This is a genomic window from Streptomyces sp. HUAS 31 (assembly GCF_028198125.1).
Classification (GTDB): Bacteria; Actinomycetota; Actinomycetes; order Streptomycetales; family Streptomycetaceae; genus Streptomyces; species Streptomyces chartreusis.
Map to the genome: position 1 here is coordinate 8,891,741 of NZ_CP116353.1, position 24,401 is coordinate 8,916,141.

Consider the following 24,401-nt stretch of genomic DNA (forward strand, 5'->3'; position numbering starts at 1 on the left):
ATGACGCGCATGCTCGTGACCGGCGGTGCCGGCTTCATCGGTGCCAACTTCGTGCACCACACGCTGACCACACGACCCGAGTTCGAGATCTGTGTCCTGGACGCGCTGACCTACGCCGGCAACCGCGACAACCTCAAGGCCGTGGCCGGCGACATCCGCTTCGTCGAAGGCGACATCTGCGACACGGAACTCGTCGACCGCCTCGTCGCCCACGCCGACCTCGTCGTCCACCTGGCCGCCGAATCGCACGTCGACAACTCGCTGCGCGACCCCGAACCGTTCGTCCGCAGCAACGTCATGGGGACCTACGTCCTGCTGGAGTCCGTGCGGCGGCACGACCGGCGCTTCCATCACATTTCCACCGACGAGGTCTTCGGCGACCTCCCGCTCGACTCCGAGGAGAAGTTCACCGAGGCGAGCCCCTACAACCCGTCGAGCCCCTACTCGGCGACCAAGGCGAGCTCCGACATGCTGGTACGGGCATGGGTGCGCTCCTTCGGGGTGGCGGCGACGCTGTCGAACTGCGCCAACAATTACGGGCCCTATCAGCACGCGGAGAAATTCATCCCGCGTCAGGTCACCAACGTGCTCACCGGCCGGCTGCCGAAGTTGTACGGGACCGGCCGCAACGTCCGGGAATGGACGCATGTCGAGGACCACAACGAGGCGGTCCATCTCATCCTGGAAAAGGGCGGGATCGGTGAGACCTATCTCATCGGATCCGGTTGCGAGATGAGCAACAAAGCGATTGTAAAAATACTCCTCGAACTCATGGGGAAACCGGTGGACCGGTATGAGGAGATACTCGACAGACCGGGCCACGATCTTCGCTATGCGAACGACTCGTCGAAGCTGCGGACCCGGCTCGGCTGGCAGCCGCGTCATCGGAGCTTTCGCTCCGGGCTCGCCGCGACCATCGACTGGTATCGCGAAAACCCCTGGTGGTGGGCGTCGCGCAAGGACGCCGTCGAGAGCGCGTACGACGCACGGGGCGGGTAGCGGTCGCCCTCCCTCGGCGGGCCCGGGTCTTCAGCGCGTCCTCGACGCGCGGACCGGGGCCCGCGACGGCCTGTCGTTTCGAGTCGAACTGTTCAAGTCAGTGTTCCCGATCATGGGTTGATGCAGAGCACGGCTGGAAACACTGGCCAGAGATCATTTGCGTCATTAGGGGGAAACGATGACCGTCCATGAGACGTCTTCATTGCTCGCCTCGTGCTTGACCAGACTTCGCTGGTCTCCGGAACATTTGGCCCTGGAGATCAACAAGAAGTGCGGAGCGGGAACAATCAGCAAAAAGGCCCCGTACAATTGGTTGAAAGGGGCACGACCCCGTCGGCATTTGCCTCATGTGGTGGCCGAGATCCTCGCCGAGCGACTGGGCGAGCCGATCACGGTGGAGGCACTGTGGCCCGGGTTCCCGCCGACCAACCGGGTGCTGGGCCGGGCCGCCCGCATCCAGACCGTGTCCTCCGTTCCGAGCCTGCCGGTGGCGATGGCCGATCTGACCAATGTGGCTGTCGCCTGGCTGGTGGAGGACGAGCCGGCGCTTCCCGTCCGGCTGTACGGGGACGAAGTACCGGAAGTGGCGATCCAGATGCTGTCCGCCCGCCTCCAGCAACTGCGCAAGGTGGACGAGATCTCCAGCACCAGACTCGCCATGGACTGGGCGCTCCAGGATCTGCAACTCGCGCGCAAACTGGCCGCGGACCATGCCTACGACGAGCCGACCGGTGTGCAACTGCACCGCCTCATCGCCGAACTGGCACAGCTGGCCGGCTGGCTCGCCGCCGAACTGGGACTGCTCCGTCTCGCCCGGTCCTGCCTGCTGACCGGGCTCGCCGCGGCCCGTATCGCCCGGGATCGCTCGCTGGCCGCGTACATCCTCTCCGGCATGAGCTACCGGTCGATCTGGGAAGGCGAGCCGGAGGCCGGGCTGCGGCTCATCCGTATCGCACGCAAGGGGACGGACCGCGACGACCGCGGCATCCACCAGGCGCTGCTGGCGACCCGCGAGGCACGGGTCCGTGCGGCTCTCGGCGACCGGGCGGGCTGCGAGCACGCCATCGCGGAGGCGGCGGAACTGAGCCTCGATGCCGAACCGGCGTCAGCGAAGCCTTGGGTCCAGTGGGTGAACCGGGCCGTCATACTCGCCGACGCCGGCCGGTCCTGGCTGGAGCTCGGCTGCTTTCGACGGGCCGAGAGCTATCTGGCGCACGGGCTCGCGCTGTTCGGAGACTGCCAGCCCCGCAACCGGATGCTGCACGCCGCCTCGCTTGCCGAGGCCCGGCTCGGCCGCGACGAGATCGACGGAGCCGCCGAGGCCGCCGAGGAAGCCCTGTCGCTGGCCGGGGTGATGGTCTCCCAGCGTGCCCGCGTCCGGCTGTCGGGGCTGCGCCGGCAGTTCCTGCGCAACGACCCCGCGATCGCCCGGGAGACCTCCCGGAGGATCGCCGAGTTCCTGTCCAGGGACCGATTACTGCAGGAGACCTGACCGATTCGGTGCGAACGGGGCCGTCACCCGAAGCCTGCCTCCGGGTGACGGCCCCCGTGCACCCCGCCCCCGGCGACCGCGGCTGCGCGCGGTCCGCGGGCGGGTGACGTCTACGCCCCGCCGCTGCCGTAGGGCCGGGTCATGATCTCCATGTTGTGCCCGCTCGGATCCTCGAAGTAGACCCCGCGCCCGCCGTCCCGGTCGTTGATCCGGCCGGGTTCCCGGTGGTACTGGTCCGCCCAGTGCTCGATGCCGCCCTCGCGAATGCGCCCGAAGATCTGGTCGAACTCCTCGTCGCTGATCAGGAATGCGCAGTGTCCCGGAACTATGTCGCCCTCGCCCCGGAAGTCCATGAAGTCGATCGACACGTCGTTGGCGAGTTGGAGTACCGCGAACGGGCCCATCTCCTTCGGCTTCGGCAGGCCGAGAAGGTCGGCCATGAACGTTGCCGAGGCGTCCTTGTCCTTCACCAGGACGATGGTGTGGTTCAGTTCCACGGCCATGTGTAATTCCCCTCTCTGTCGGGAGCCCGGCGGCGATTCGGCTCGCCGCCGAGGGCTATTGGGAGTCCTGCCGCTCGGCCGTCCCCCAGCCGCGCACGTCGGAGCCGACCATGTCCAACTCCCGCAGCATCGGCATGTAGTTGATGACATCCCAGTGCTCGACGACCTTGCCGTCGACGAAGCGGAACTCCTCCGCGGTGTGCCAGGTCACCGTCCGGTTCGTCGGAGCGATGTCCATGAACGGGCCCTTGTGCGTGGCGGTGACGCTGATCCGCATGCTGACCCGATCGTCCTCGGCCAGCACACTCCTGACGTCGAGACGCACATCGGGGAACGCCGTCAGGCCGGATTCCATGCGAAGGACCATTTCCTCGTTCGGCACGATCCTTTCCTCGGAGTGATGGACGACGTCCGGTGACCAGTGCGCCGTGACTCCGCCGAGCTCCCCGCGATTCCATGCGTCGACCATCTCGAGACAGCGCTTCTTGTTGTCGGCCGCAGTCAACTCTCGTTACCTCCTTCGGCTCCGGTGCTGGTTCCAAAGTCTTGCGACCGCTCCTTGAGAACACATCAAGGAGCGGTCGCAAGACTCACGGCGAGGACATGGCCATCGGCGAAAGGAGGTCGGGCGGCATGACGTATCTGGTGACCGGCGCGTCGGGACACGTCGGCAGAGAGGTGACACGGCAATTGGCGGCGGCGGGGCTCGAAGTGCGGGCGATGACCCGTACACCGGGGCGGACCCCCGCCCCCGACGACGTACAGGTGGTCGCCGGCGACCTGACCCGGCCGGACAGCCTGGACGAGGCATTGCGGGGGATCGAGCGGATGTATCTGTTCCCGGTGCCGGAGACGGCGCCCGAGGTCGTCGCACGGGCGGTGCGGGCCGGTGTGCGGCGCATCGTGGTGCTGTCGTCCAGCTCCGTGCACGACGAGACCACTCACAGCGGGGCCCACCACCGGGCAGTGGAACGCGCCGTCGAGGACAGCGGCGTCGAGTGGACCTTCGTACGGCCCGACGAGTTCGCCAACAACCTGCTGTGGAAATGGGGGCACTCGATCCGCACCGAGGGTGTGGTCCGTGCTCCGTATCCAGAAGCCCGGCGCGCGCTGATCCACGAGAGGGACGTGGCGGCGGTGGCGGCCGCGGCCCTGATGACGGACGGTCACGCCGGCGCCCGCTACGAGCTGACCGGACCGGAGCTGCTGGACCAGCCGGAGCAGGTCGCCCGGATCGCCGCGGTCACGGGCACCGGCATCCGCTTCGAGGAGGTGACCCCGCGGGCCGCGCGGGAGGAGATGATCCGGTTCATGCCCGAGCCCGTGGTCGACATGGTCCTCGGCTACCTCGTCGAGTCGGTCGCCAACCCGCCGGCGCCGCTGCCCACGGTCGAGAAGGTCACCGGCCGACCGGCGACCCCGTTCGACCAGTGGGTGCGCGACCATCGGGCCCAACTCGTCGGCTGAGCACACGCACGCGCGGCCCCGGGGCCATCAGCCCCGGGGCCGCGTACCGCTCCCGGCGTCAGTCCCGCCAGCCTGCCGCGGTCGGCCACGGCTCGTCGAGCTGCCGATACGTGCCGAGATAGTCCGGCCAGTCACGGTGGTCCCGGATCCTGCCGTCGACCAGCTTGATCAGATGGATCTGCTCCCCGGAGAAACGACGGCCCGTCGCGGGCATCCCCACCAGCTCGCCGACATGGCGGCCGTACAGGGCCAGATAGGCGCGCACCCAGTCGCCGCGCTCCTCGTACCGGATCTCCTCCAGGCGCACCTCCTCGGAGAAGGTGGCCCGTAGCCACTTCACCGCCATCGCGAACACCGCCGGTCCGCGCCAGTTCTTGTCCGCCATGTGTTCCAGGGAGGCGGGGTTCAGATAGTCGGGGTGAATGTACTGATCCACATCACTGGTGTCGCCGGTGTTGTAGGCGCGCACCATCCTCCGTACGACGTCGACGTTGCTGCTCACGGCCGTTCCTTTCAGAAGGGCACCTCGGGGCATGGACGGAGGCGCAGGGGGCTCACGTGACCGACAGCGCGCCGTCCACCGGTATCACCGCGCCGTTGAGGTATCCCCCTTCGGCCGAGGCCAGCGTGACGATCCACCAGGCGATGTCCTCCGGAGCGCCGACCCGGCCGAGCGGGATCTCCGCCCGCATCCGCTCCATGAACGCCTCGTACTGGGCCGGGGACACACCGGCCCGCAGCGCCACACCGGTGTCGGTGACACCCGGCGCGACGCCGATGACCCGGATGCCGCGCGGGGCCAGCTCCACTGACCAGGTGCGGGTGAGCACATCCAGGCCCGCCTTCGTGGCGCAGTACACCGAGTTGTCCGGGATGGTGCGCAGCCCGATCGACCCGGCCGAACTGATGTTGACGACGAGGCCGCCGGTCTCCTCCAGCGGGTCCAGGGCCTGCTGGGTGAGCAGGATCGGCGCGATCAGGTTGGTCCTGATCTGCGCTTCGACCGAGGCCGGTGCCAGCGAGCCGAGGCCGGCGAAGCTCGCGATCCCGGCGTTGTTGACGAGCACGTCGAGCCGCCCGAGCTGACGTCGCGCGGTGTCGACGACGACGGCGGCCGCGTCCGGCTCGGTCAGGTCGAGCGCGAGGGTGTGGATGCGGTCCCGGCCCTTCGCGGTCTCGGCCAGCGTGTCCGCCGACCGCCCGACGATCAGTACCGCGTCGCCGGCGTCGGCGAACGCGTGCGCGGCGGCACGGCCGATGCCCGTGCCGCCGCCGGTGATGACGATTCCTCGCATGCTGCTGCTCTCTCCTCTTTCTCGCGGACGGGGCATCTCAAGGTGCCGGGAGCGCCTAGAAAACGACTTGAAGCGGCCTCATCGCATTGGCTGCGGCTCATTCGGCTTTCCATTCCGCCTCGAGTGCGGCGCTAGGCCGGGCTGCGAACTTGGGCCCATGACGGACAACATCGAGCGGACAGCCATCGTCACCGGGGCGAGCAATGGAATCGGCCGGGCGATCGCCGCCACACTGGCGGCGGAAGGCGTACGTGTCCATATCTGCGGCCGGGACGCCGAAACCGTCGAGAAGACGGTGACCGAACTGCGGGCGGACGGAGGCCAGGTCAGTGGCCAGGCGTGCGACGTCACCAAGCCCGACCAGGTGACCGCGTTGGTGGCCGACTGCGTCGCACGGTACGGGCCGGTGGACATCCTGGTGAACAACGCCGGCCGGCCCGGCGGAGGAATCACCGCGAACATCGACAACGAATTGTGGTACGCCACCATCGACACCAATCTCAACGGTGTTTTCCTGATGTCCAAATCCGTGCTCAACGAAGGGCGCATGACGGAGCGGCAGAACGGCCGCATCATCAACATCGCCTCGGTTTGGGGAAAGCAGGGAACGATCGGAGGCGCGCCCTACGCGGCCGCCAAGCACGGCGTCGTCGGATTCAGCCGCTGCCTCGCGCTGGAACTCGCGAAGACCGGGATCACGGTCAACGCGGTGTGCCCCGGATATGTCGAGACGCCGATGTCGGTCAACGTACGCGCCTGCCAGGCGGGCATCTGGCAGGTGGACGAGGAGGAGGCCCTGCGCCGACTGGCCTCCGACATCCCCATCGGCCGGTACAGCGAGCCGGAGGAGGTCGCCTGGATGGTCTCCTACCTCGCCTCGCCCAAGGCCGCCTCGGTCACCGGCCAGGCCCTCAACGTGTGCGGCGGCTTCGGTGTCCACTGACCCCCGCGCCTCCCGGGTACGCGACCGTCGCGCCGCCGAACAGTGGGGAGGCGGGGGCCGATGGCGAACGTCGCGGTGATCGGCGCGGGGACGGGCGGACTCTGCCTGGCCCAGGCACTCCGCACGGCCGGCATCGAGGTGACCGTCCACGAAAGGCACCGCACCCCGACCGACGCGCTGCACGGCTACCGGGTCCGCATCAACCCGACCGGAGCCCGCGCCCTGCGCCGCTGCCTGCCGGCCCCGGTGTGGGAGACGTTCCTGTCCCGGGCCGGTCGGATCGGGCAGGAATTCGGCTTCCTCACCGAACGGCTGAGGGAACTCGCCGTCCTCGACGGCGGACCGGACGCCGAACCGCACTACTCCGCCGAGCGCGGCATGCTGCGGGAGGTCCTGCTGACGGGGCTGGAGGACGTGGTCCGGTTCGGCGCCTGCTTCGAGAGGTACGAACACACCCCGGACGGTCGGTTCGAGTGCCACTTCGCCGACGGCACCAGCACCACGGCCGACCTCGTCGTCGGCGCGGACGGCGCCAACTCCCGTGTCCGCGCCCAGTATCTGCCGCACGCGCGCCGCGTCGACATCGGGATGGTCTCGATCGTAGGCCGCCTGGCCCTGCCCGTCGCCGAACGGCTGCTCCCCGAGCGCCTGAGCTCCCGCCCCAACTCGGTCGTCGCGCCGGGAGGCACGGGGATGTTCGTCGCACGGCACGAGCCCGGCGCGGACGAGGGCTACCTCATGTGGGCGTACGGCGCCGCAGCACACCGCTATCCAGCTCACGTCGAGACCCTGCCGGGCGATCAACTCGCGGAGCTGGTCGACGGGTTGACCAGCTCCTGGCACCCGGCGCTGCGCGCGATGGTCCGCGAGACCGACCCGGGCACGGTCAACGCGGTGCCCATCCGCACCTCGGTTCCCCCGGACCCCTGGCCGGCGACCCGGGTGACCCTCCTCGGCGACGCCATCCACAGCATGACGCCACTGCGCGGCGTGGGCGCGAACATGGCACTCAACGACGCCGCTCTCCTCGCCCGCGAACTCACCGGCAGCGCGGACACACGCCTGGCCGTGGGCCGGTACGAGGACGCGATGCGGCGGGACGGCTTCCGCGCGGTCTCCGAGTCGCTGCGCGCCGCCCGGATGTTCGTGTCCGAGAGCACGACACAACGCCTGCTGTTCAAGACGGTGCTCCGGACCGCATCCGCCGTACCCCGGCTCCGCAAGGCACTCTTCGCCAAGCTCGCCTGACCGGCACACGGAACCCACTCGACAGCGGACGCGCCCCCGGCGTCCGCTGTCGAGCATGCGCCGAGGCCGGGCAGAACACCGGCCGTCGAACGCGCGGACGGGGATGCGAGCGGACATCGCGCCCACCGCATCCCCACCGCGCAGCCGGACCCCGTCAGGAGCCGACGCGAGCGGTGACGAACCGCACCGGCGTCTCGATCACCAACGAGCCGTCGGGGCCGCTCAGTTCGGACAGCCCGGCGATCAGCGAATCACGCAGCTCCGCGGCGACCGGCACCGGAAGCCGCTCCCACAGCAGCCGCATGCCCTGTGTGTGCGACCAGTCGACCCACGCGGCCGACGACTCGGCGGTCATGGGTACGGCCTGGTCCCGTACGGCCACGTCGGTGAACCCGGCCTCGCCGAGGGTCGCTCGGAGCAGCTCGACGTCCGACAGCCAGCCGTTGTAGCGACGGCGCAGCTCGCTCGGCTGCCAGTCGGGGGGCAGGGCCGCGGGCACCGACGCCGGGATCATCGGGGTGAACACGGGCGGGAGGAACGGGAAGCTGTCCGCCTCGAAGACGGGGCAGGTGAAGGCGAGCCTGCCCGCGGCCGTCATGACGCGTGGGTAACGGGCCAGCGCGGCGGGCGCGTCGGGCAGGAACAGGATGCTGTAACTGCCGAGAACGAGATCGAAGGAGCGGCGCGCGAAGCTCGGCCGCTCGGCGTCCATGACCAGCAGCTCGACGTTGTCGGCGCCGGCCCGTGCCGCCTCGGCCCGCGCGGCCTCGATCATGGTGTCGGCGATGTCGATGCCGACGGCCCGCCCCGTGGGCCCGACGGCCCGCGCGGCCGGGAACAGCGCGGCTCCCCGGCCGCAGCCGACGTCGAGCACCCGCTCACCCGGCTGCGGCGCCGCGAGTTCGACCAGGCGGTGGCCCATGGGGGTGAAGAACCCGACCCCGCCCCGGTCGTAGGAATCGGCGGCGTTCTTGAAGGCGTTCGTCACTCCGGACTTGTAGGCAGTCGAATCCATTCTTCCTCCGCATCTTCGGTTCTCCTGAGAGATAAGCGGTCGACGCTGGAGCGCCGCATGAGTGCGGGTCGAGAATTTCTCGAGTCGCGCTCTCGGAATTGCCGCGCGCGGTACGGGGAGGTCTTGTGGTCCGTGTTCTGCGGGACAAAGATGGCCGCGACGAATGAATCGTCTGCCGAGACGGAAAGGGAGAGGGAGATGAGCGAGGCCATAGATGTGGTCCGTCGCATGGTCCAGGCATTCGCGACGGGAAAGACCGACGACGCGTCCGACTACATCCACTCGGAATACCTCAACCCGGCGACACTGGAACGCTCCGCCAAGCGCGGCCCGGAGAGCTTCACGGACTCCGTTGACTGGGTGCGCAACGCGTTCTCCGAATTGCATCTGGAAGAGATCGAGTACCGGGAGGGCGGCGGGTACGTCACGGCGTACCTGGTCATGAGCGGTCGGCACACCGGCGACCTCGTCGGACTGCCGCCCACCGGCCGCCGGTTCGCGGCCGAACAACTGCACCTGTGCGAGGTGGTCGACGGCCGCATCCGGCACCACCGCGAATGGCGCGACGACCTGGGCTGTCTCCGGCAACTCGGGCTCCCGGCACTGCCCGACTGACCCCGCCCGCGGCGAGATCGACCTCGTTGCGAGGCCCTCACTGCCCTTGCTAGAGTCCGATTCGGCTTCTCACCGTTGGGCTCATGCCTCGCCAACCAGCTTCTTCGGGTCCCGATGACCGTGGAGAAGGTGGGAGTCACATACACCAAGGGATATCTCTGTTCCGGTGGTGGCTCCCAACGTGCCTTCACCACGCAGGATTTCCCTTCGGCCAACGGTTTTCGGGCTCAGCGACGCATTGAGATCGGCGTTCCGCTCAAGCTCGTCGAGTGCGGGCGTACGGTATTGCGCCACGTCCCCGAAGCCACGGCCGGTGCTCCGAGTTCATGGAGGTCATCGGAGTGACGGAAGTCAAAACGGCGGAAGCCCCGGTCACGCAACGGCCATGGTTGGTCCTCGCCATCATGTGCGTCGGATTCTTCATGGCGCTGCTCGACGGAAGCATCGTCAATATCGCCATCCCGACATTGATCGACGGCCTGGACGCGTCCTACGACCAGGTGCTGTGGATCATCGACGGATACATGCTGGTCTTCTCGGTACTGCTGATCACCACCGGGCGCCTCGGCGACATCTACGGGTATCGGCGGCTTTTCCTGATCGGCATCACCCTCTTCACCGTGGCCTCGGCACTGTGCGGGCTGTCCGAGTCACCCGACTGGCTGCTCGCCGCGCGTGTGCTGCAAGGGCTGGGCGGGGCGCTGCTGTTCCCGCAGGTGATCTCGTCGATCCTGACGATCTTCCCTCCCCAGCTGCGGGGCCGGGCGTTCGGCCTCTTCGGGGCCATCGTCGGCTTCGCGCCCATCGTCGGCCCGGTCGTCGGCGGTTTCCTCCTCGCCCACCTCAGCTGGCGCTGGATCTTCTTCATCAACGTGCCGATCGGCATCGTCACCGCCCTGCTGGCCGTCCGGTACGTCCCGGTCATGCGGCCCGGCCGCAGCAACAGCCTCGACCTGACCGGCGTGGCCCTGGCCACCGCCGGCCTCACCGGCATCGTCTTCGGCCTCATCGAGGGCGAGCGCTACGACTGGGGAACCATCGCAGGCCCGATCAGCATCGCGTCCGTCATCATCGCCGGCGTCGTGCTGCTCGTCCTGTTCGTCCTGTGGCAGCACCGCCGCAAGACCGACTCCCTCATGCCGCTCGCCCTCTTCAACGCCCGTAACTTCTCGGTCGGCAACGGCGTCGGCTTCATCTTCCAGCTCGGGATGATCGCCATCGCCTTCGTCCTGGTGCTCTATCTCCAGACGGCCCGCGGCTACAGCGCCCTGGAAACCGCCGCCGTCATGCTGCCCAACGCGATCCTGACCGCGGTCGGCTCCACCTACGCGGGCCGGCTGTCCGACAAGTTCGGCGGCAAGTACGTCCTCATGGCCGGCCTCGCCATGCTCACCGTCGGCCTGCTCGTCCTGGTCGCCTCCACCGACGCACACAGCGACGCCTGGAGCCTGCTGCCCGGCCTGATCATCATCGGCATCGCCAGCGGCGCCACCTTCGCGCCGCTGCAACAGGCCACCATGGACGGCGTGAACCCCCAGTTGGCCGGTGCCGCCTCGGGTGTCTCCAACACGACCCGCCAGGTCGGCGGCGTCCTCGGCACCGCCGTACTGGGCGCCCTGCTGTCCGCCCGCATCAACGCCGATCTCCCCAAGGAGGCCCAGGAACAGGCCGCCCAGCTGCCGTCGGGACTGCGCGACCAGTTCCTGGCCGCCGCCGACAGCGCCGGGAACTTCAGTCCGCCCAGCGTTCCTTCGGGCCTCAGCGTGAGCGAGGCCGACCTCTTCCGGCGCCTGGGCGACGACGCCTTCGCGACGAGCTTCACCCACTCCATGCACGTCACCTTCCTCGTAGCGGCCGCAGTGCTCATCGCGGCGACTGTGCTGTGCGGACTGTTCACGACACCGCCGAGGGCGGAACCCGCCCAGGAGACCGCGGGTGAGGAGGGCAGCCGCACCACATCCGAGGACTGACCCCGCCGCCACTATCGGCTGAGCAGAGCGGGCGCCTCGCGCGCCCGCTCTCACCGGTGCTCCTGTGTGCCCCGTCCCACCGGTACCGTCCCGCGCCCGCTCCCGGTCGGCCGTGTCGGGGCGTTCTCGCGGACCGGTTCATGCGTGACCATGAATGGAGATCCGGCGGGTACACCGAAGGAGCGGACCATGAGCAGTCTCGACCTCCTGTCCGAGGACGAGCGGTTCGTCGTCAGGACGGTGCGCGACTTCGTGGACAGGGACGTCAAGCCCGTCGCCCGGGAGCTGGAGCACACCGACACCTACCCCGAAGCCCTCATCGAGCGGATGAAGGAACTCGGCGTCTTCGGACTCGCCGTCCCGCATGAGTACAGCGGCACCCCCGTCTCCATGCCCTGCTACGTCCTCGTCACCGAGGAGCTGGCCCGGGGCTGGATGAGCCTGGCCGGCGCGATGGGCGGGCACACCGTCGTCGCCAAGCTGCTGCTGTACTTCGGTACCGAGGAGCAGCGGCAGCGCCATCTGCCCCGGATGGCCACCGGCGAGACCCGTGCGACGATGGCACTGACCGAGCCCGGCGGCGGCTCCGACCTCCAGGCGATGCGCACCGTCGCCCACAGGGAGGGCGACGGATACGTGGTGAACGGCGCGAAGACGTGGATCACCAACTCCCGCCGCTCGCAGCTCATCGCCCTGCTGTGCAAGACCGACCCGGACGCCGAGCCCGCGCACAGCGGCATGTCCGTTCTCCTCGTCGAACACGGACCGGGTCTGACCGTCTCCCGCGATCTGCCCAAGCTCGGCTACAAGGGCGTGGAGAGCTGCGAGCTGTCCTTCGAGAACCACCGCGCACCCGCTGACGCGCTGCTCGGGGGAGTGGAGGGGCACGGCTTCGCTCAGATGATGCGGGGGCTGGAGACCGGCCGCCTCCAAGTCGCCGCCCGCGCCCTCGGCGTGGGCCGGGCCGCCCTGGAGGACGCGCTGGCCTACGCGCGGCAACGCGAGTCCTTCGGCAAGCCGATCTGGCAGCACCAGTCCATCGGTAACTACCTGGCGGACATGGCGACTTCACTCACCGCCGCACGCCAGCTCACCCTCTACGCCGCCCGTCGGGCCGAGGCCGGGCACCGGGTGGACATGGAGGCCGGCATGGCGAAGCTCTTCGCCTCCGAGACGGCCATGCAGATCGCCCTCAACGCCGTCCGCATCCACGGCGGCTACGGCTACTCCACCGAGTTCGACGTCGAGCGCTACTTCCGGGACGCGCCGCTGATGATCGTCGGAGAGGGAACGAACGAGATCCAGCGCAACATCATCGCCGACCGACTCGTGAAGCGCGGAGGGCTGGACGTCTGACCCGGACGGCCCGGCACGCCCCGGCTGAGGCACCTCGGTTCGATGCGCCCTCGTCCCGGCACACCCCGCACCGACACTCCTCGTCCCGGCACACCCCGCACCGACACTCCTCGTCCCGGCACACCCTGGCCGACACTCCTTGGCCCGACCCACCCCGTGCCGACGTACCTCGGCCCGCCACACCCCGGCTCGACTCACCCGGGCCGACGTACCCGCGCCCGCCACACCCCGGCTCGACTCACCTGGGCCGACGTACCCGCGCCCGCCACACCCCGGCCGACACACCCCCGACCACCCCACCAGGACCCAAACCGCCCACCGTGGCACAGTGGCCCTATGTGCGGCCGATACGCCTCCACCCGCAGCCCCCAAGACCTTGCCCAGCTGTTCGAGGTCACGGAGTGGCACCCCGAGGAGACCCTCGCGCCGAGCTGGAACGTGGCCCCGACCGACGACGTCTGGGCGGTCCTGGAGCGCGCTCCACGGGGCGCCGACGAGGACGCCCCGGCCCAGCGGCGGCTCCGCCCGCTCCGCTGGGGCCTCGTGCCGTCCTGGGCGAAGGACGTGAAGATCGGCGCCAGGATGATCAACGCGCGCGTGGAGACCGTGCACGAGAAACCCGCCTTCCGCCGCGCGTTCGTAAAACGCCGCTGCCTGCTGCCGGCCGACGGCTTCTACGAGTGGGACCCGGTCAAGGACGCGAAGTCCGGCAAGGTCCGCAAACAGCCCTACTTCATCCACCCCGAGGACGGACAGGTCCTGGCTCTCGCCGGTCTGTACGAGTTCTGGCGCGACCCGGCCGTCAAGGACGGCGACGACCCCGCCGCCTGGCTGCTGACCTGCACGATCATCACCACCGAGGCCACCGACGCGGCCGGCCGCATTCACCCCCGCATGCCGCTCGCGCTCACCCCCGAGCACTACGACGCCTGGCTCGACCCCCACCACCAGTCCACGGACGACCTGCGTGCCCTGCTCACCACACCGGCCGACGGCCGGCTCGACGCCCGCCCCGTCTCGCCCGCGGTGAACAGCGTCAGCAACAACGGCCCCCAGCTTCTGGACGAGGTCCCCGCCCCCTGACCACGGCAAAGGTGAGCTCTCGGTAAGGGTTGGCCGGGGAGGGGCCCGCAGAGCCGTCTTGACATCCATTTTCATTTAGCGTGGAGCCGCCGCCGGGACGGATCGGGCTCGGCGGATCATTCGCCCTGCTCGGAGGTATCCATGCCCATGCCCTCACGCCGCCTGTCCGCGGCCCTGCTGACCGGCACCTGCCTCACCCTCCTCGCCGGCTGCGCCGGCTCCTCGGACTCCGCCGGAGCTCACGGTCCCGCCGCTGCCTCCGGCGTCCCCGTCGTGGCCTCGACGAATGTCTATGGAGACCTGGCCCGGCGAATAGGTGGCGCCAAGGTCCAGGTCACCTCGATCATCGGCGACCCCGCCCAGGACCCACACTCCTACGAGGCCAACACCCGCGATCAACTGGCGCTCTCCAACGCCGAGGTCGTCATCGAGAACGGCGGCGGCTACGACGACTTCGTCGACCGAATGCTGAAGAGCGCAGGCTCGTCCCCCCACGTCATCAACGCCGTCGAGGTGTCCGGGAAGACCGCCCCGAAGGGCGCCGAGCTCAACGAGCATGTCTGGTACGACTTCCCGACCGTCGCCGAACTCGCCGACCGCATCGCCGCCGCACTCGGCAAGGCCGACCCGGCCGACGCCGCGACCTTCACCGAGAACGCGAAGGACTTCGTACGCCTGCTCCGGCCGCTGGAGCGGAAAGAGGCCCGGATCAAGGCCGAGCACGGCGGCGAGGCCGTGGCCATCACCGAGCCCGTCCCGCTGTACATGATCGAGGCCAGTGGGCTGAGGAACGCCACACCCGAGGAGTTCAGCGAGGCGATCGAGGAAGGCGACGACGTCTCCCCGCGGACTCTTCGGAGCACCCTGGCGCTGTTCACCGGCAAGAAGGTCGAGGCGCTGGTCTGCAACGAGCAGACCTCCGGCCCGCAGACCGAGAAGGCGGAGCGCGCGGCCGAGGCCGCCGGCATCCCGGTCGTGCCCGTCACCGAGACCCTCCCCAGGGGCAAGGACTACCTCGCCTGGATGACCGCCAACGTGGACGCGCTCGCGAGCGCGCTGGCCAAGTGACAGCCCCCGGTGTGTCCCGCCCCGGCGCGGACGACCCACCGACCGGCTCCCGTCCCGGTACGGACGGCGTGCTCATCCGGCTGCGGCGAGCGGCCCTGTCGTACGGCGAGCGCGTGGTGTGGCGGGACCTCGATCTCGACGTGCGGCCGGGGGAGTTCCTGGCCGTGCTCGGGCCCAACGGGGCCGGGAAGACCAGCTTCGTGCGCGCGCTGCTCGGGCAGCGCCGGCTGTCCGCCGGCACGCTCACGGTGCTGGGCCGCCCGCCCGGCCGCGGCAGCCGGCACATCGGCTTCGTCCCTCAGCAGGCGGCCCTGTCCGCGCAGACGATGCTGCGCGCCCGGGACCTCGTCCGGCTCGGCGTCGACGGGCACCGCTTCGGGCCTCGGCCGCGCATGGGCGCCGTACGCCGACGTGTGGACGAGATCCTCGCCTCGGTCGGGGCCACGGCGTACGCAGACGTCCCCGTCGCCCTGCTCTCCGGCGGCGAACGGCAACGCGTGCGCATCGGGCAGGCGCTCGCGACCGACCCCCGCGTCCTGCTCTGCGACGAACCGCTGCTCTCCCTCGACCTGCACCACCAGCGGGCCGTCACGGAACTGGTCGACGCACGGCGCCGCACCCACGGCACCGCGGTGGTCTTCGTGACCCACGAGATCAATCCCGTGCTGGGCATCGTGGACCGCGTGCTGTACCTCGCCCGCGGCGGCCACCGTGTCGGAACGCCCGACGAGGTCCTCACCTCCGAGGCGCTGTCGCGGCTGTACGGCACGCAGGTCGACGTCGTGCGGGTCCGGGACCGCGTGGTGGTCGTCGGCGCACCCGACGAGGCGGCACACCATCCCCAACCGCCTTACGGAGTTGGGCCATGACCCTCGCCCAGGGGATCTGGCAGCAGATCTTCGCCTTCGACCACTACGGCGAACTGCTCGCCCTCGTCCGCAACTCGCTCGTCGCCGGGGCCGCGCTCGGGCTGGTCGGCGGCCTGGTGGGCGTGTTCGTGATCATGCGGGACCTGCCGTTCGCGGTGCACGGGATCAGCGAGCTGTCGTTCGCCGGGGCCTCGGCCGCGCTGCTGCTGGGCGTGAACGTCGTGGCCGGGTCGATCCTCGGCTCGCTCGTCGCGGCGGGGGCGATCGGGCTGCTCGGGGCGCGGGCCCGGGACCGCAACTCGGTGATCGGCGTCATCATGCCTTTCGGCCTCGGGCTCGGCGTGCTGTTCCTCGCGCTGTACAAGGGGCGCGCGGCGAACAAGTTCGGCCTGCTGACCGGGCAGATCGTCGCCGTCGACACCCCGCAGATGTCCTGGCTGCTCGGTGTGTCGGCGGTGGTGCTGGTAGCTCTCGCGGTGATGTGGCGACCGCTCGTCTTCGCGAGTGCAGACGCGGACGTGGCCGAGGCGCGGGGCGTGCCGGTGCGCGGACTGTCCTTCGCCTTCATGATCGTGCTGGGCCTCGCGGTCGCACTGTCCGTCCAGATCGTCGGCGCCCTGCTGGTCCTGACCCTCGTCGTCACACCCGCGGCGGCCGCGGCCCGGGTCACGGCCTCGCCGGTGCTGCTTCCCGTCCTGAGCGCGGTGTTCGCGGTGGCCTCCATCGAGGGCGGCATCCTGCTTGCCCTCGGCAGCAGCATCCCCATCAGCCCGTACGTCACCACGATCTCGTTCGGCATCTATCTCGTGTGCAGGCGTTTCAACGGCAAACGGGCCCGGACGGGTGGGGTCGGCGTGCAGAGCTGACATGAAGATATGAACGGGTCTTCATGTGTTCCTCTATCGTGGGGGCATGACTGCCACGCTCACCCCACCCGCGGCCGGCCCCGCCGCCTCCGCGCGCGCCGGAGCCGTCCCCCGGCGGCGCACCCGGCTGTTCGCGCTGCCGGAGGTCCGCTGGGCCGCCGCGGCCACCGCGCTCTTCCTGCTCCCGCTCCCGCTCCAGCTCGCCGGAGCGCCCGCCTGGATCTGGGGTCCGCTGTACGCGCTGTCTTACGCCACCGGCGGCTGGGAGCCGGGCTGGGAGGGGCTCAAGGCGCTCAAGGACAGGACCCTCGACGTCGACCTGCTGATGGTCGTCGCCGCGCTCGGTGCCGCATCGATCGGGCAGGTCATGGACGGCGCCCTGCTGATCGTCATCTTCGCGACCTCGGGCGCGCTGGAGGCGCTCGCCACCGCCCGCACCGCCGACTCGGTGCGCGGCCTGCTCGACCTGGCACCCGCCACGGCCACCCGCATTGCCGCCGACGGCACCGAACAGACCGTTCCCGTCACTGAGTTGGCGGTCGGCGACACCGTCCTCGTACGGCCCGGCGAGAGCGTCGGAGCGGACGGACTGGTGCTCGACGGAGCCAGCGAGGTGGATCAGGCGAGCATCACCGGCGAGCCGCTCCCGGCGGCGAAGGAGCCGGGCGACGAGGTCTTCGCGGGCACCCTCAACGGCACCGGCGCGCTGCGTGTCCGGGTAGAGCGGGACGCCTCCGACTCCGTGATCGCCCGCATCGTACGGCTGGTGGAGGAGGCGTCGGAGACGAAGGCGCCCACGCAGCTGTTCATCGAGAAGGTCGAACAGCGTTACTCGCTGGGCATGGTGGCCGCGACGCTCGCCGTGTTCGGTGTGCCGCTCGCGTTCGGCGAGGCGTTCTCCGAGGCGCTGCTGCGCGCGATGACCTTCATGATCGTGGCCTCGCCGTGCGCGGTGGTCCTGGCCACCATGCCGCCCCTGCTGTCGGCCATCGCCAACGCCGGCCGGCACGGCGTGCTGGTGAAGTCGGCCGTGGCGATGGAACGCCTCGGCCAGATCGACGCCGTGGCGCTGGACAAGACCGGCACGCTCACGGAGGGGACACCGCGGGTCGTCGACGTACGGCCGCTGCGCGAACACGGCCTGGACAAGGCCGACTTGCTGACGCTCGCCGCGGCGGCCGAGCACCCCAGCGAGCACCCGCTGGCCCGCGCGGTGGTGGACGCGGCACGCGAGCGTGGCCTCGACCTGCCGACCGCCGAGGACTTCACGTCATCGCCCGGGATCGGCGTCCGGGCCGTCGTCGGGGGCCGTACGGTCGAGGTGGGCGCCCCGGCGCGGCTGCTCGCCGAAGCCGAAGCCGAAGCTGAAGCCGAGTCGAAGGTCGAGGGCGAGGTCGGAGGCGAGGCCAAGTGCGCAGCGGATGCAGACGCCGATGGCGGCGCCGACGCCGCAGGTGTGGTCTCGGCACTGGTCCGGGAACTGGAGGAGGCCGGCCGTACCGCCGTCCTCGTGGTCGTCGACGGAACTCCGGCCGGTGTGCTCGGCATCGCCGACCGGCTGCGTCCCGACGCGGCCGCGACCGTCGCCGCTCTGACCGTCCTCACCGGCACCGCCCCGACCCTCCTCACGGGCGACAACCCCCGTGCCGCCGCGCACCTGGCCGCCGAGGCCCGTGTCGAGGACGTGCGGGCCGGGCTGCTGCCGCAGGACAAGGTGGGCGCGGTGCGGGAGTTGGAGGGCGCCGGGTACCGGGTGATGGTCGTCGGGGACGGCGTCAACGACGCGCCCGCGCTGGCCGCCGCGCACATCGGCGTCGCCATGGGCCGAGCCGGCTCCGACCTCGCCCTGGAGACCGCCGACGCGGTGATCGTGCGCGACGAGCTCGCCGCCGTACCCGCCACCGTCGCCCTGTCCCGCCGAGCCCGCGAGCTGGTCGTGCAGAACCTCGTGATCGCCGGGGTGTTCATCGCCGGCCTGGTCGCCTGGGACCTCGCCGGGACGCTGCCGCTGCCCCTCGGGGTCGCGGGCCACGAGGGCTCCACGGTCCTCGTCGGGCTGAACGGACTGCGCCTGCTGCGGGACTCGGCCTGGAAGCGGGCGGCGGAGGGGACCGGCTGACCCCGGCGGGTGCCGCGGAGTTGCAGTGCCTGCGAACGCGGCTGCCGGTCGTTGCGATACCGCCGACGCACGAGTCGGCCCGGGGCGAGCGCAGGCATCGCGGACCCCGGGGGGAGAGCCGTCAACGAGCGGGCGGGGGACCGCTGCTGGCGCGGATCACCAGGTCGACCGGGACCAGTGAGCGGGTCCGGGACGGTTCCTCTGTGCCGTCGAGACGGTCCAGGAGCAGCCGGAGCGAACGCGTACCGATCTCCGCGAAGTCCGTGCGCACGGTGGTCAGCGGGGGAAGGAAATGCGCGGCCTCGGGGATGTCGTCGTAGCCCACGACAGTGATGTCGCCGGGGACGGAGCGGCCCGCTTCGTGCAGGGCGTGCAGCAGACCGAGGGCCATCTGGTCGTTGGATGCGAACACGGCCGTGACATCCGCGCGCCGGGCCAGCTGCCGGCCCAGCTCGTAGCCCGAGTCGGCACTCCAGTCGCCGATCAGCGGGGTCGGCACCGCCGCGCCGGCCGCCTCCAGGCAGGCCTGCCAGCTGCCCAGCCGGTGATCGGCCGAGGTCCAGCCGGTCGGGCCCGCGATGTGCCACACCGTGCGATGCCCCAGGCCCAGCAGATACTCGACCGCCTTGCGAGCGCCGGCCCTGGAGTCGCCGGTGACCTGCTGGGTGCCGGCGTCGAGGCCGTTCTCCAGCACGATCAGCGGGGTGTCGAGGTGGGTGTCCGCCAGGGCCTTGCCGACCCACAGCTGAGGGGCGATGGCGATCACGCCGTCCGCGCCCTCGGCGGAGAGCCGGTTCACCGCCTCGACCACCGTGTCGGGTTCGGCGGTGTCCAGGGCGATCGAGCTGAGCAGGTAACCCGCTTCCTGCGCCGCGGTGTTGATCGCGGTCAGGATCGAGGCGGGGCCGTAGCGGGCGGCGTCGAAGGAGATCACGCCGACCATCCGGGTCCGCCCGCTGGCCAGCGAACGCGCGCTGCGGCTCGGCCGGTAGCCCAGCGTGCGCATGGCGCTCAGCACTGTCTCGCGGGTCTCGGCCCGCACCGACGGATGGTCGTTGAGGACGCGGGAGACGGTTTGCTTGGAGACGCCCGCCAGCCGTGCCACGTCGTCCATCACGGGGCGCGAGCCCGCGAAGTTCCGTCTGCTGCGCCCCCGTGGAGCGGAGTCGTCGGCGGAGCCTCGGATCATGATCGCTGTTTCCTCGCCATCGTCACGGCGGCGGCATCCGCCCCGGCAGGTCCCCCAGCATAGGCAGGTCGGCGGGGCGGAACCCCGTACGGCGCCGCCTCAGCCCGCCCGCACGGCCCGGACCCGACCGAGGATCCACTCGGCACGCGTCACGACCGCCGAGCGCGCCGCTTCCGCCGCCTCCGGCGGCACATGGACCCGGGCATCGGCGTGCAGCGGCAGCACCCGGACCCGCAGCACCGCCCCCGCCGGAAGCCGGCCGATGTCCCAGGCACGCCCCGAGAAGAACTGGTCGGCGACCAACGCCTCTCCCACATGGGCCCGCGCCGCGTCCCCGCTCCAGTGCAACCGCAGCACCGCGCCCTGCGGGAGATCCTGCGGTACGTCGACGCGGTACTCGGCGGCCACCGAGTCGTAGTACTTGTCCGCGGGCGCGCTCGCACGTCCCAGCACACCGGTCGCGGGCTCGGGCGCAGGGCCCGGGGGCCGCACCAGGGTGAGCGAAGCCCGGAGCGGCTCGTCGCCGCCACCGCTCCCGACGCGGTAGCGGGCGAAGACGCCGTCGGCCTCGGCGGTCACCGTCTCCCCGTCCACCACCAGCGCGCTGTCCGGCGCCGGCAGTACGGCGAACGACGTCCCCCCGGCAGCGCCGTGCACCCGCACCTCGTCACCGTCGAAGACGATCCCGTCGGCGCTCAGCAGCAGCCGTTCGGCGCCCCAGGCCACGCCCCGATAGGCGGTACGAGCCGTCGCCGCGTCCAGCACCAGCAGACCGGCCCGTCCGGCGTCCGCCGTCTCCACCTCGACCAGCGCGTCGGTGCCGGGCCGCAGCCCGGTCACCAGGATCCGGCCCCCGACTTCGGCGATGTCCCCGCACGGCGCGCTGACCGACGCCACCGTGTGGGCGTCCAGGGCGAGTTCGGGTGCGATGCCGCCGGTGGCCGCGAGCACCAGGACCGTACGCCCGTCCACGTCGACCGTGCAGACCGGCTGCGCCGTCGCCCAGTCCAGCCGCACGCCCGCGACGTCGAGCCGCAGCGGCCAGCAGAAGTACGCGCCCGCCGGCACGGTCACCGGTGCGGCGGGCAGCGTCAACGCCTGTGCTCCGCCCGGGAACTCGACCGTGAACGACGTGTCCGGGCGGTCCGGCAGCGGCTCGTGCGGCTGCTGGTTGTTGACGAAGAGGAACCCGGAGTCGCCGTCGGCGCGCACGGCCCACCGCAGGGTGTCCCGGTCCGGCTGTCCCTCGGGCAGGCGCTCCGGCAGCACCGACTCCATCGGGGCGATCAGATGGCCGAAGTCCGCCAGCAGCAGGTGCTGGAGGCGGAGTTCGTCGTACGAGGGCCGGTACTGGCCGTACTCGCCGAGCGGCGCCCGGAAGTCGTACGTCAGGACCGGCAGGTCGTTCGGGTAGCCGGTGGCGTGGGACTCCTGGAGGGTGGAGCGCTCGCCGAGCGGGTTCGTGCCGCCGTGGAACATGTAGTAGCCCTGCCACACCGAGCCGCAGCCGATCTTGGTGAGACCGAGGGCGCCGATGTCGGCGGCGTCCACGCGCGGCCGCCGGTGGTAGGCCACCGCCATGCCGCCGCCCAACTCGCAGGTGGCCCAGGGGAATCGGTCGGCGAGGGCGTCCGGGTCGCTGCCCCGGGCGGTGGTCGGTCGCAGATCGGCGCCGATGCCCTCGTCGTCGCGCTGGTGGGTGAAGAAGAAGTGCTTGCGGCAGGTGTCGGGCCAGCCGCCGTCCGCCTCCGTCCAGAAAGCCTCCGGGTAGCCCCCGTACAGCGGAAGCAACTCGTCGGGCGGGAGCCGGACACCACCCCATGCGGTCGACGTCCACAGCGGCGCGCTCAGGCCGGCCGCCTGGGCCATCCGCTTCAGCGTCAGCAGGTGGCCCGGCCGGTCGTAGAGCTCGTTCTCGATCTGGATCGCGACGATCGGACCGCCGTGGGCGCGGTCGAGGCCGCGCAGTTGCCCGGCGATCGCCGCGAACCAGTCGCGTACGGGCGCGAGATACGCCGGGTCGTCGGTGCGCGTTGCGCAGTCGCGGGCCAGGAGCCAGTCGGGGAGGCCGCCGTTCCTGACCTCCGCGTGCGACCAGGGGCCGATGCGGGGGATGAAGTCCAGGCCGTGACGGGCGCACAGCTCGGCGAAGCGGCGCAGGTCGCGGTCGCCGTCGAAGCGGACACGACCCTCGATCTCCTCGTGATGGATCCAGATGACGTAGCTCGCGACCGCCGTCACGCCGCCCGCCTTCGTCTTCAGCAGCTCCTCCTCCCATTCGGCGGCCGGGCAGCGGGTGTAGTGGAACTCGCCGGACACCGGGAACCACGGCCGTCCCCCGCGGGTGAACCAACGGCCGGTGACCTCGATCGGGTCGGGGACGCCGGGCGCGTCGGTGAAGGGGAGGTGGCCGGTCAGCGGGGGAGGGGACGGCGTCGGGATGCGCAGGCGGTGCGGGCGGGTCATCAGTCGGACTCCGGACCGAGATCGGCGGTGTCGGTGAGCCGGGCGCGGGTGCTGGTCGTGGCGTGCAGTTCCAGCAGGACCAGCTCGTTGGTGCCGGGACGCAGGATCGGCGCGGGGACGTAGAGGGTGTGCTGGGGGCCGCGGTTCCAGTAGCGGCCGAGGTGGAAGCCGTTGATCCAGGCCTGGCCCTTGGTCCAGCCGGGCAGGGCGAGGAAGGAGTCCGCCGGGACGTCGACCTCGAACGTGCCCTGGTGGAAGGCGGGTTCGGCGGCCGTGGTGGCCCCGGCGGGGGCGAAGGGCAGTCCGCTCAGGTCGTCCAGGGGCAGGGGGTGGCAGTCCCAGCCGTGCAGGGGGCGGCCGTCGAAGGTGACGGGACCGAAGAGGCCCTTGGGTGCGCCGATGCGGGGGCCGTAGTTGACGCCGCCCATGTTCTCGACGAGGACCTCCAGCGTGGCGCCGGGGTGCGGGACACGGACGGGCAGGGTCTCGTCGTGGCGCTCGCGTTCCAGTACGCCGACGGGTGCGCCGTCCACGAAGACCTGTGCGCGGTCGCCGACACCGCCCGTGAAGTGCAGCAGGCCGTCGCCCGCTGTGTCGAAGGTGGTGCGGTAGAGGGCGTAACCGGTGTCCAGCCCCAGGGCGTTCATCGTCGCCGGGTCCTCGGTGCGGACGGGCTCGGCGAGGGCTTTCGTGTGAGTCAGCAGCGGTGCCCGGCGGTCCAACTCGACCACGGTGGGCGGGAGTTTGCGGGACGATGCCGGGGCGGGCTCGTCGGGGACCGGCAGATGGCGGGCGATGACCTCACGGAAGGCGTGGTACTTGGGGCCGGGGTCGCCGCACTCGGTGAGGGCCGCGTCGTAGTCGTAGGACGTGACGGTGGGCTGGTAGGCATGCTTGTGGTTGGCGCCGTTGGTGAAGCCGAAGTTGGTGCCGCCGTGGAACATGTAGATGTTGACCGAGGCGCCGGCCGACAGCAGGCGGTCCAGGTCCGCGGCGGCGTCGGCCGCGTCCCGCACATGATGCGGACCGCCCCAGTGGTCGAACCAGCCGATCCAGAACTCCGCGCACATCAGGGGGCCTTCGGGCTGATGCCGGCGCAGCTCCGCGAGATTCCGGGCGACCCGGCTGCCGAACGTGGCGGTGGCCAGGAGGCCGGGGATGCTGCCGGCGGCCAGGTGCTCGGGGTCGGCCTGGTCGCAGGTGAACAGCAGCTCCTCCACGCCCCTGCTGCGGAAGGCCGATTCGAGGTGCTTCAGATACGCGGTGTCGTCGCCGTAGGCGCCGTACTCGTTCTCCACCTGTACGGCGATCACCGGACCACCGGCCGCCGCCATGTACGGCAGCAGCGGCGGCAGCAGCTCGTCCAGGTACCGGTCGAACGCGCCGGTGAAACGCGGGTCGCCGGTCCGCAGCCTGATGTCCGGGTCCGCGATGAGCCACGCGGGCAGACCGCCGTCGTCCCACTCGGCACAGATGAACGGTCCCGGGCGCAGCAGGACGTGCAGGCCCTCGGCGCGGGCCAGTCTCAGATAGCGGGGCAGGTCGAGGAAGCCGTCGAGGACGAGGGGGCCGGCCGGATCGGGCTGGTGGAGGTTCCACGGCACATATGTCTCGACCGAGTTGAGCCCCATCAGACGGGCTTTGCGCAGCCGGTCGGCCCACTGGTCGGGGTGGATGCGGAAGTAGTGCATGGCGCCGGAGACGATCCGGAACGGCTCGCCGCGCAGCAGGAAACCGTCGGCGGACGTCGTCAGAGCGGACATTGCGGAAGTTCCCTTCGGTTGGGACGTACGGGGATGTGGGGCGCGCGGGCGCGCCGGAGGCCGGGGGCGAGCTGA

Annotated in this window: 21 protein-coding genes; 13 read left to right on the top strand and 8 right to left on the bottom strand. The window is 70.7% G+C overall.

Features of this window, described 5'->3' with window-relative positions; translation table 11 throughout:
- Window positions 1-999: a dTDP-glucose 4,6-dehydratase gene (gene rfbB / locus PGH47_RS38680; protein ID WP_271667334.1), complete on the top strand. Its 999-nt coding sequence runs from the start codon at window positions 1-3 to the stop codon at window positions 997-999.
- 352 nt (window positions 1,000-1,351) lie between these two features.
- Window positions 1,352-2,491, top strand: coding sequence for a hypothetical protein (locus PGH47_RS38685; protein ID WP_271667335.1), 1,140 nt, complete (start codon window positions 1,352-1,354; stop codon window positions 2,489-2,491).
- A 110-nt stretch (window positions 2,492-2,601) separates the two neighbouring features.
- On the opposite strand, the gene PGH47_RS38690 is transcribed toward PGH47_RS38685, so the two are convergent.
- Window positions 2,602-2,994: a VOC family protein gene (locus tag PGH47_RS38690; protein ID WP_093748219.1), complete on the bottom strand. Its 393-nt coding sequence runs from the start codon at window positions 2,992-2,994 to the stop codon at window positions 2,602-2,604.
- A 55-nt stretch (window positions 2,995-3,049) separates the two neighbouring features.
- On the bottom strand, window positions 3,050-3,499 hold the full coding sequence (locus PGH47_RS38695; protein ID WP_271667336.1) for an ester cyclase: 450 nt from the start codon (window positions 3,497-3,499) through the stop codon (window positions 3,050-3,052).
- Between the two features lie 128 nt (window positions 3,500-3,627).
- Here PGH47_RS38695 and PGH47_RS38700 point away from each other — a divergent pair, with 128 nt between their 5' ends.
- Complete coding sequence (locus tag PGH47_RS38700; RefSeq protein WP_271667337.1) at window positions 3,628-4,461, top strand: NAD(P)H-binding protein; 834 nt, start codon at window positions 3,628-3,630, stop codon at window positions 4,459-4,461.
- Window positions 4,462-4,519: 58 nt separating this feature from the next.
- Here PGH47_RS38700 and PGH47_RS38705 read toward each other — a convergent pair whose 3' ends face one another.
- Window positions 4,520-4,963, bottom strand: coding sequence for an ester cyclase (locus PGH47_RS38705; RefSeq protein ID WP_030956395.1), 444 nt, complete (start codon window positions 4,961-4,963; stop codon window positions 4,520-4,522).
- A 52-nt stretch (window positions 4,964-5,015) separates the two neighbouring features.
- A complete protein-coding gene (locus tag PGH47_RS38710; protein WP_271667338.1) occupies window positions 5,016-5,756 on the bottom strand; it encodes an SDR family NAD(P)-dependent oxidoreductase in 741 nt (246 codons plus the stop codon).
- A gap of 157 nt (window positions 5,757-5,913) precedes the next feature.
- Between PGH47_RS38710 and fabG the strand changes: the two genes are divergently transcribed.
- Window positions 5,914-6,699: a 3-oxoacyl-ACP reductase FabG gene (gene fabG, locus PGH47_RS38715; RefSeq protein ID WP_271667339.1), complete on the top strand. Its 786-nt coding sequence runs from the start codon at window positions 5,914-5,916 to the stop codon at window positions 6,697-6,699.
- Between the two features lie 60 nt (window positions 6,700-6,759).
- The gene (locus tag PGH47_RS38720; protein WP_271667340.1) at window positions 6,760-7,947 is read left to right on the top strand and encodes an FAD-dependent oxidoreductase; all 1,188 of its coding nucleotides are present in this window, start codon (window positions 6,760-6,762) and stop codon (window positions 7,945-7,947) included.
- 154 nt (window positions 7,948-8,101) lie between these two features.
- On the opposite strand, the gene PGH47_RS38725 is transcribed toward PGH47_RS38720, so the two are convergent.
- The gene (locus PGH47_RS38725; protein WP_271667341.1) at window positions 8,102-8,962 is read right to left on the bottom strand and encodes a class I SAM-dependent methyltransferase; all 861 of its coding nucleotides are present in this window, start codon (window positions 8,960-8,962) and stop codon (window positions 8,102-8,104) included.
- A 198-nt stretch (window positions 8,963-9,160) separates the two neighbouring features.
- On the opposite strand from PGH47_RS38725, the gene PGH47_RS38730 reads away from it, so the two are divergent.
- The 8 genes from PGH47_RS38730 (at window position 9,161) to PGH47_RS38765 (ending at window position 18,908) form a co-directional block, all read left to right on the top strand.
- Window positions 9,161-9,577, top strand: coding sequence for a SnoaL/DnrD family polyketide biosynthesis methyl ester cyclase (locus PGH47_RS38730; RefSeq protein WP_271667342.1), 417 nt, complete (start codon window positions 9,161-9,163; stop codon window positions 9,575-9,577).
- A 404-nt stretch (window positions 9,578-9,981) separates the two neighbouring features.
- Window positions 9,982-11,547: an MFS transporter gene (locus tag PGH47_RS38735; RefSeq protein ID WP_271667343.1), complete on the top strand. Its 1,566-nt coding sequence runs from the start codon at window positions 9,982-9,984 to the stop codon at window positions 11,545-11,547.
- Between the two features lie 189 nt (window positions 11,548-11,736).
- Window positions 11,737-12,903, top strand: a complete 1,167-nt coding sequence (locus PGH47_RS38740) for an acyl-CoA dehydrogenase family protein (RefSeq protein WP_271667344.1) — start codon at window positions 11,737-11,739, stop codon at window positions 12,901-12,903.
- 336 nt (window positions 12,904-13,239) lie between these two features.
- Window positions 13,240-13,986, top strand: a complete 747-nt coding sequence (locus PGH47_RS38745) for an SOS response-associated peptidase (protein WP_271667345.1) — start codon at window positions 13,240-13,242, stop codon at window positions 13,984-13,986.
- Window positions 13,987-14,127: 141 nt separating this feature from the next.
- Window positions 14,128-15,054: a metal ABC transporter solute-binding protein, Zn/Mn family gene (locus tag PGH47_RS38750; RefSeq protein ID WP_271667346.1), complete on the top strand. Its 927-nt coding sequence runs from the start codon at window positions 14,128-14,130 to the stop codon at window positions 15,052-15,054.
- A 68-nt stretch (window positions 15,055-15,122) separates the two neighbouring features.
- Entirely contained in the window at window positions 15,123-15,923 is an 801-nt protein-coding gene (locus PGH47_RS38755) for a metal ABC transporter ATP-binding protein (RefSeq protein WP_271668255.1), read from the top strand.
- Window positions 15,920-16,789 carry a metal ABC transporter permease gene (locus tag PGH47_RS38760; protein ID WP_271667347.1) on the top strand — a complete coding sequence of 290 codons (870 nt, stop codon included), beginning with the start codon at window positions 15,920-15,922 and terminating at the stop codon, window positions 16,787-16,789. The genes PGH47_RS38755 and PGH47_RS38760 overlap by 4 nt, the downstream gene beginning before the upstream one ends.
- 46 nt (window positions 16,790-16,835) lie before the next feature.
- Window positions 16,836-18,908 carry a heavy metal translocating P-type ATPase gene (locus PGH47_RS38765; RefSeq protein ID WP_271667348.1) on the top strand — a complete coding sequence of 691 codons (2,073 nt, stop codon included), beginning with the start codon at window positions 16,836-16,838 and terminating at the stop codon, window positions 18,906-18,908.
- Between the two features lie 121 nt (window positions 18,909-19,029).
- Here PGH47_RS38765 and PGH47_RS38770 read toward each other — a convergent pair whose 3' ends face one another.
- The 3 genes from PGH47_RS38770 to PGH47_RS38780 all read right to left on the bottom strand — a co-directional run bounded on the left by PGH47_RS38770 (window position 19,030) and on the right by PGH47_RS38780 (window position 24,326).
- Entirely contained in the window at window positions 19,030-20,097 is a 1,068-nt protein-coding gene (locus PGH47_RS38770) for a LacI family DNA-binding transcriptional regulator (RefSeq protein ID WP_271667349.1), read from the bottom strand.
- Window positions 20,098-20,196: 99 nt separating this feature from the next.
- Entirely contained in the window at window positions 20,197-22,563 is a 2,367-nt protein-coding gene (locus tag PGH47_RS38775) for a beta-galactosidase (protein WP_271667350.1), read from the bottom strand.
- A complete protein-coding gene (locus tag PGH47_RS38780) occupies window positions 22,563-24,326 on the bottom strand; it encodes a beta-galactosidase (RefSeq protein WP_271667351.1) in 1,764 nt (587 codons plus the stop codon). Before PGH47_RS38780 ends, PGH47_RS38775 begins: the two co-directional genes overlap by 1 nt.
- Window positions 24,327-24,401: the final 75 nt, after the last annotated feature.

Bases quoted from the DNA above. Each gene is read 5' to 3' on its own strand.
- rfbB (WP_271667334.1), top strand. From the start codon at position 1: ATGACGCGCATGCTCGTGACCGGCGGTGCCGGCTTCATCGGTGCCAAC.
- PGH47_RS38690 (WP_093748219.1), bottom strand. From the start codon at position 2,994: ATGGCCGTGGAACTGAACCACACCATCGTCCTGGTGAAGGACAAGGAC.
- PGH47_RS38700 (WP_271667337.1), top strand. From the start codon at position 3,628: ATGACGTATCTGGTGACCGGCGCGTCGGGACACGTCGGCAGAGAGGTG.
- PGH47_RS38710 (WP_271667338.1), bottom strand. From the start codon at position 5,756: ATGCGAGGAATCGTCATCACCGGCGGCGGCACGGGCATCGGCCGTGCC.
- fabG (WP_271667339.1), top strand. From the start codon at position 5,914: ATGACGGACAACATCGAGCGGACAGCCATCGTCACCGGGGCGAGCAAT.
- PGH47_RS38720 (WP_271667340.1), top strand. From the start codon at position 6,760: ATGGCGAACGTCGCGGTGATCGGCGCGGGGACGGGCGGACTCTGCCTG.
- PGH47_RS38725 (WP_271667341.1), bottom strand. From the start codon at position 8,962: ATGGATTCGACTGCCTACAAGTCCGGAGTGACGAACGCCTTCAAGAAC.
- PGH47_RS38730 (WP_271667342.1), top strand. From the start codon at position 9,161: ATGAGCGAGGCCATAGATGTGGTCCGTCGCATGGTCCAGGCATTCGCG.
- PGH47_RS38735 (WP_271667343.1), top strand. From the start codon at position 9,982: ATGTGCGTCGGATTCTTCATGGCGCTGCTCGACGGAAGCATCGTCAAT.
- PGH47_RS38740 (WP_271667344.1), top strand. From the start codon at position 11,737: ATGAGCAGTCTCGACCTCCTGTCCGAGGACGAGCGGTTCGTCGTCAGG.
- PGH47_RS38745 (WP_271667345.1), top strand. From the start codon at position 13,240: ATGTGCGGCCGATACGCCTCCACCCGCAGCCCCCAAGACCTTGCCCAG.
- PGH47_RS38750 (WP_271667346.1), top strand. From the start codon at position 14,128: ATGCCCATGCCCTCACGCCGCCTGTCCGCGGCCCTGCTGACCGGCACC.
- PGH47_RS38760 (WP_271667347.1), top strand. From the start codon at position 15,920: ATGACCCTCGCCCAGGGGATCTGGCAGCAGATCTTCGCCTTCGACCAC.
- PGH47_RS38765 (WP_271667348.1), top strand. From the start codon at position 16,836: ATGACTGCCACGCTCACCCCACCCGCGGCCGGCCCCGCCGCCTCCGCG.
- PGH47_RS38770 (WP_271667349.1), bottom strand. From the start codon at position 20,097: ATGATCCGAGGCTCCGCCGACGACTCCGCTCCACGGGGGCGCAGCAGA.
- PGH47_RS38775 (WP_271667350.1), bottom strand. From the start codon at position 22,563: ATGACCCGCCCGCACCGCCTGCGCATCCCGACGCCGTCCCCTCCCCCG.
- PGH47_RS38780 (WP_271667351.1), bottom strand. From the start codon at position 24,326: ATGTCCGCTCTGACGACGTCCGCCGACGGTTTCCTGCTGCGCGGCGAG.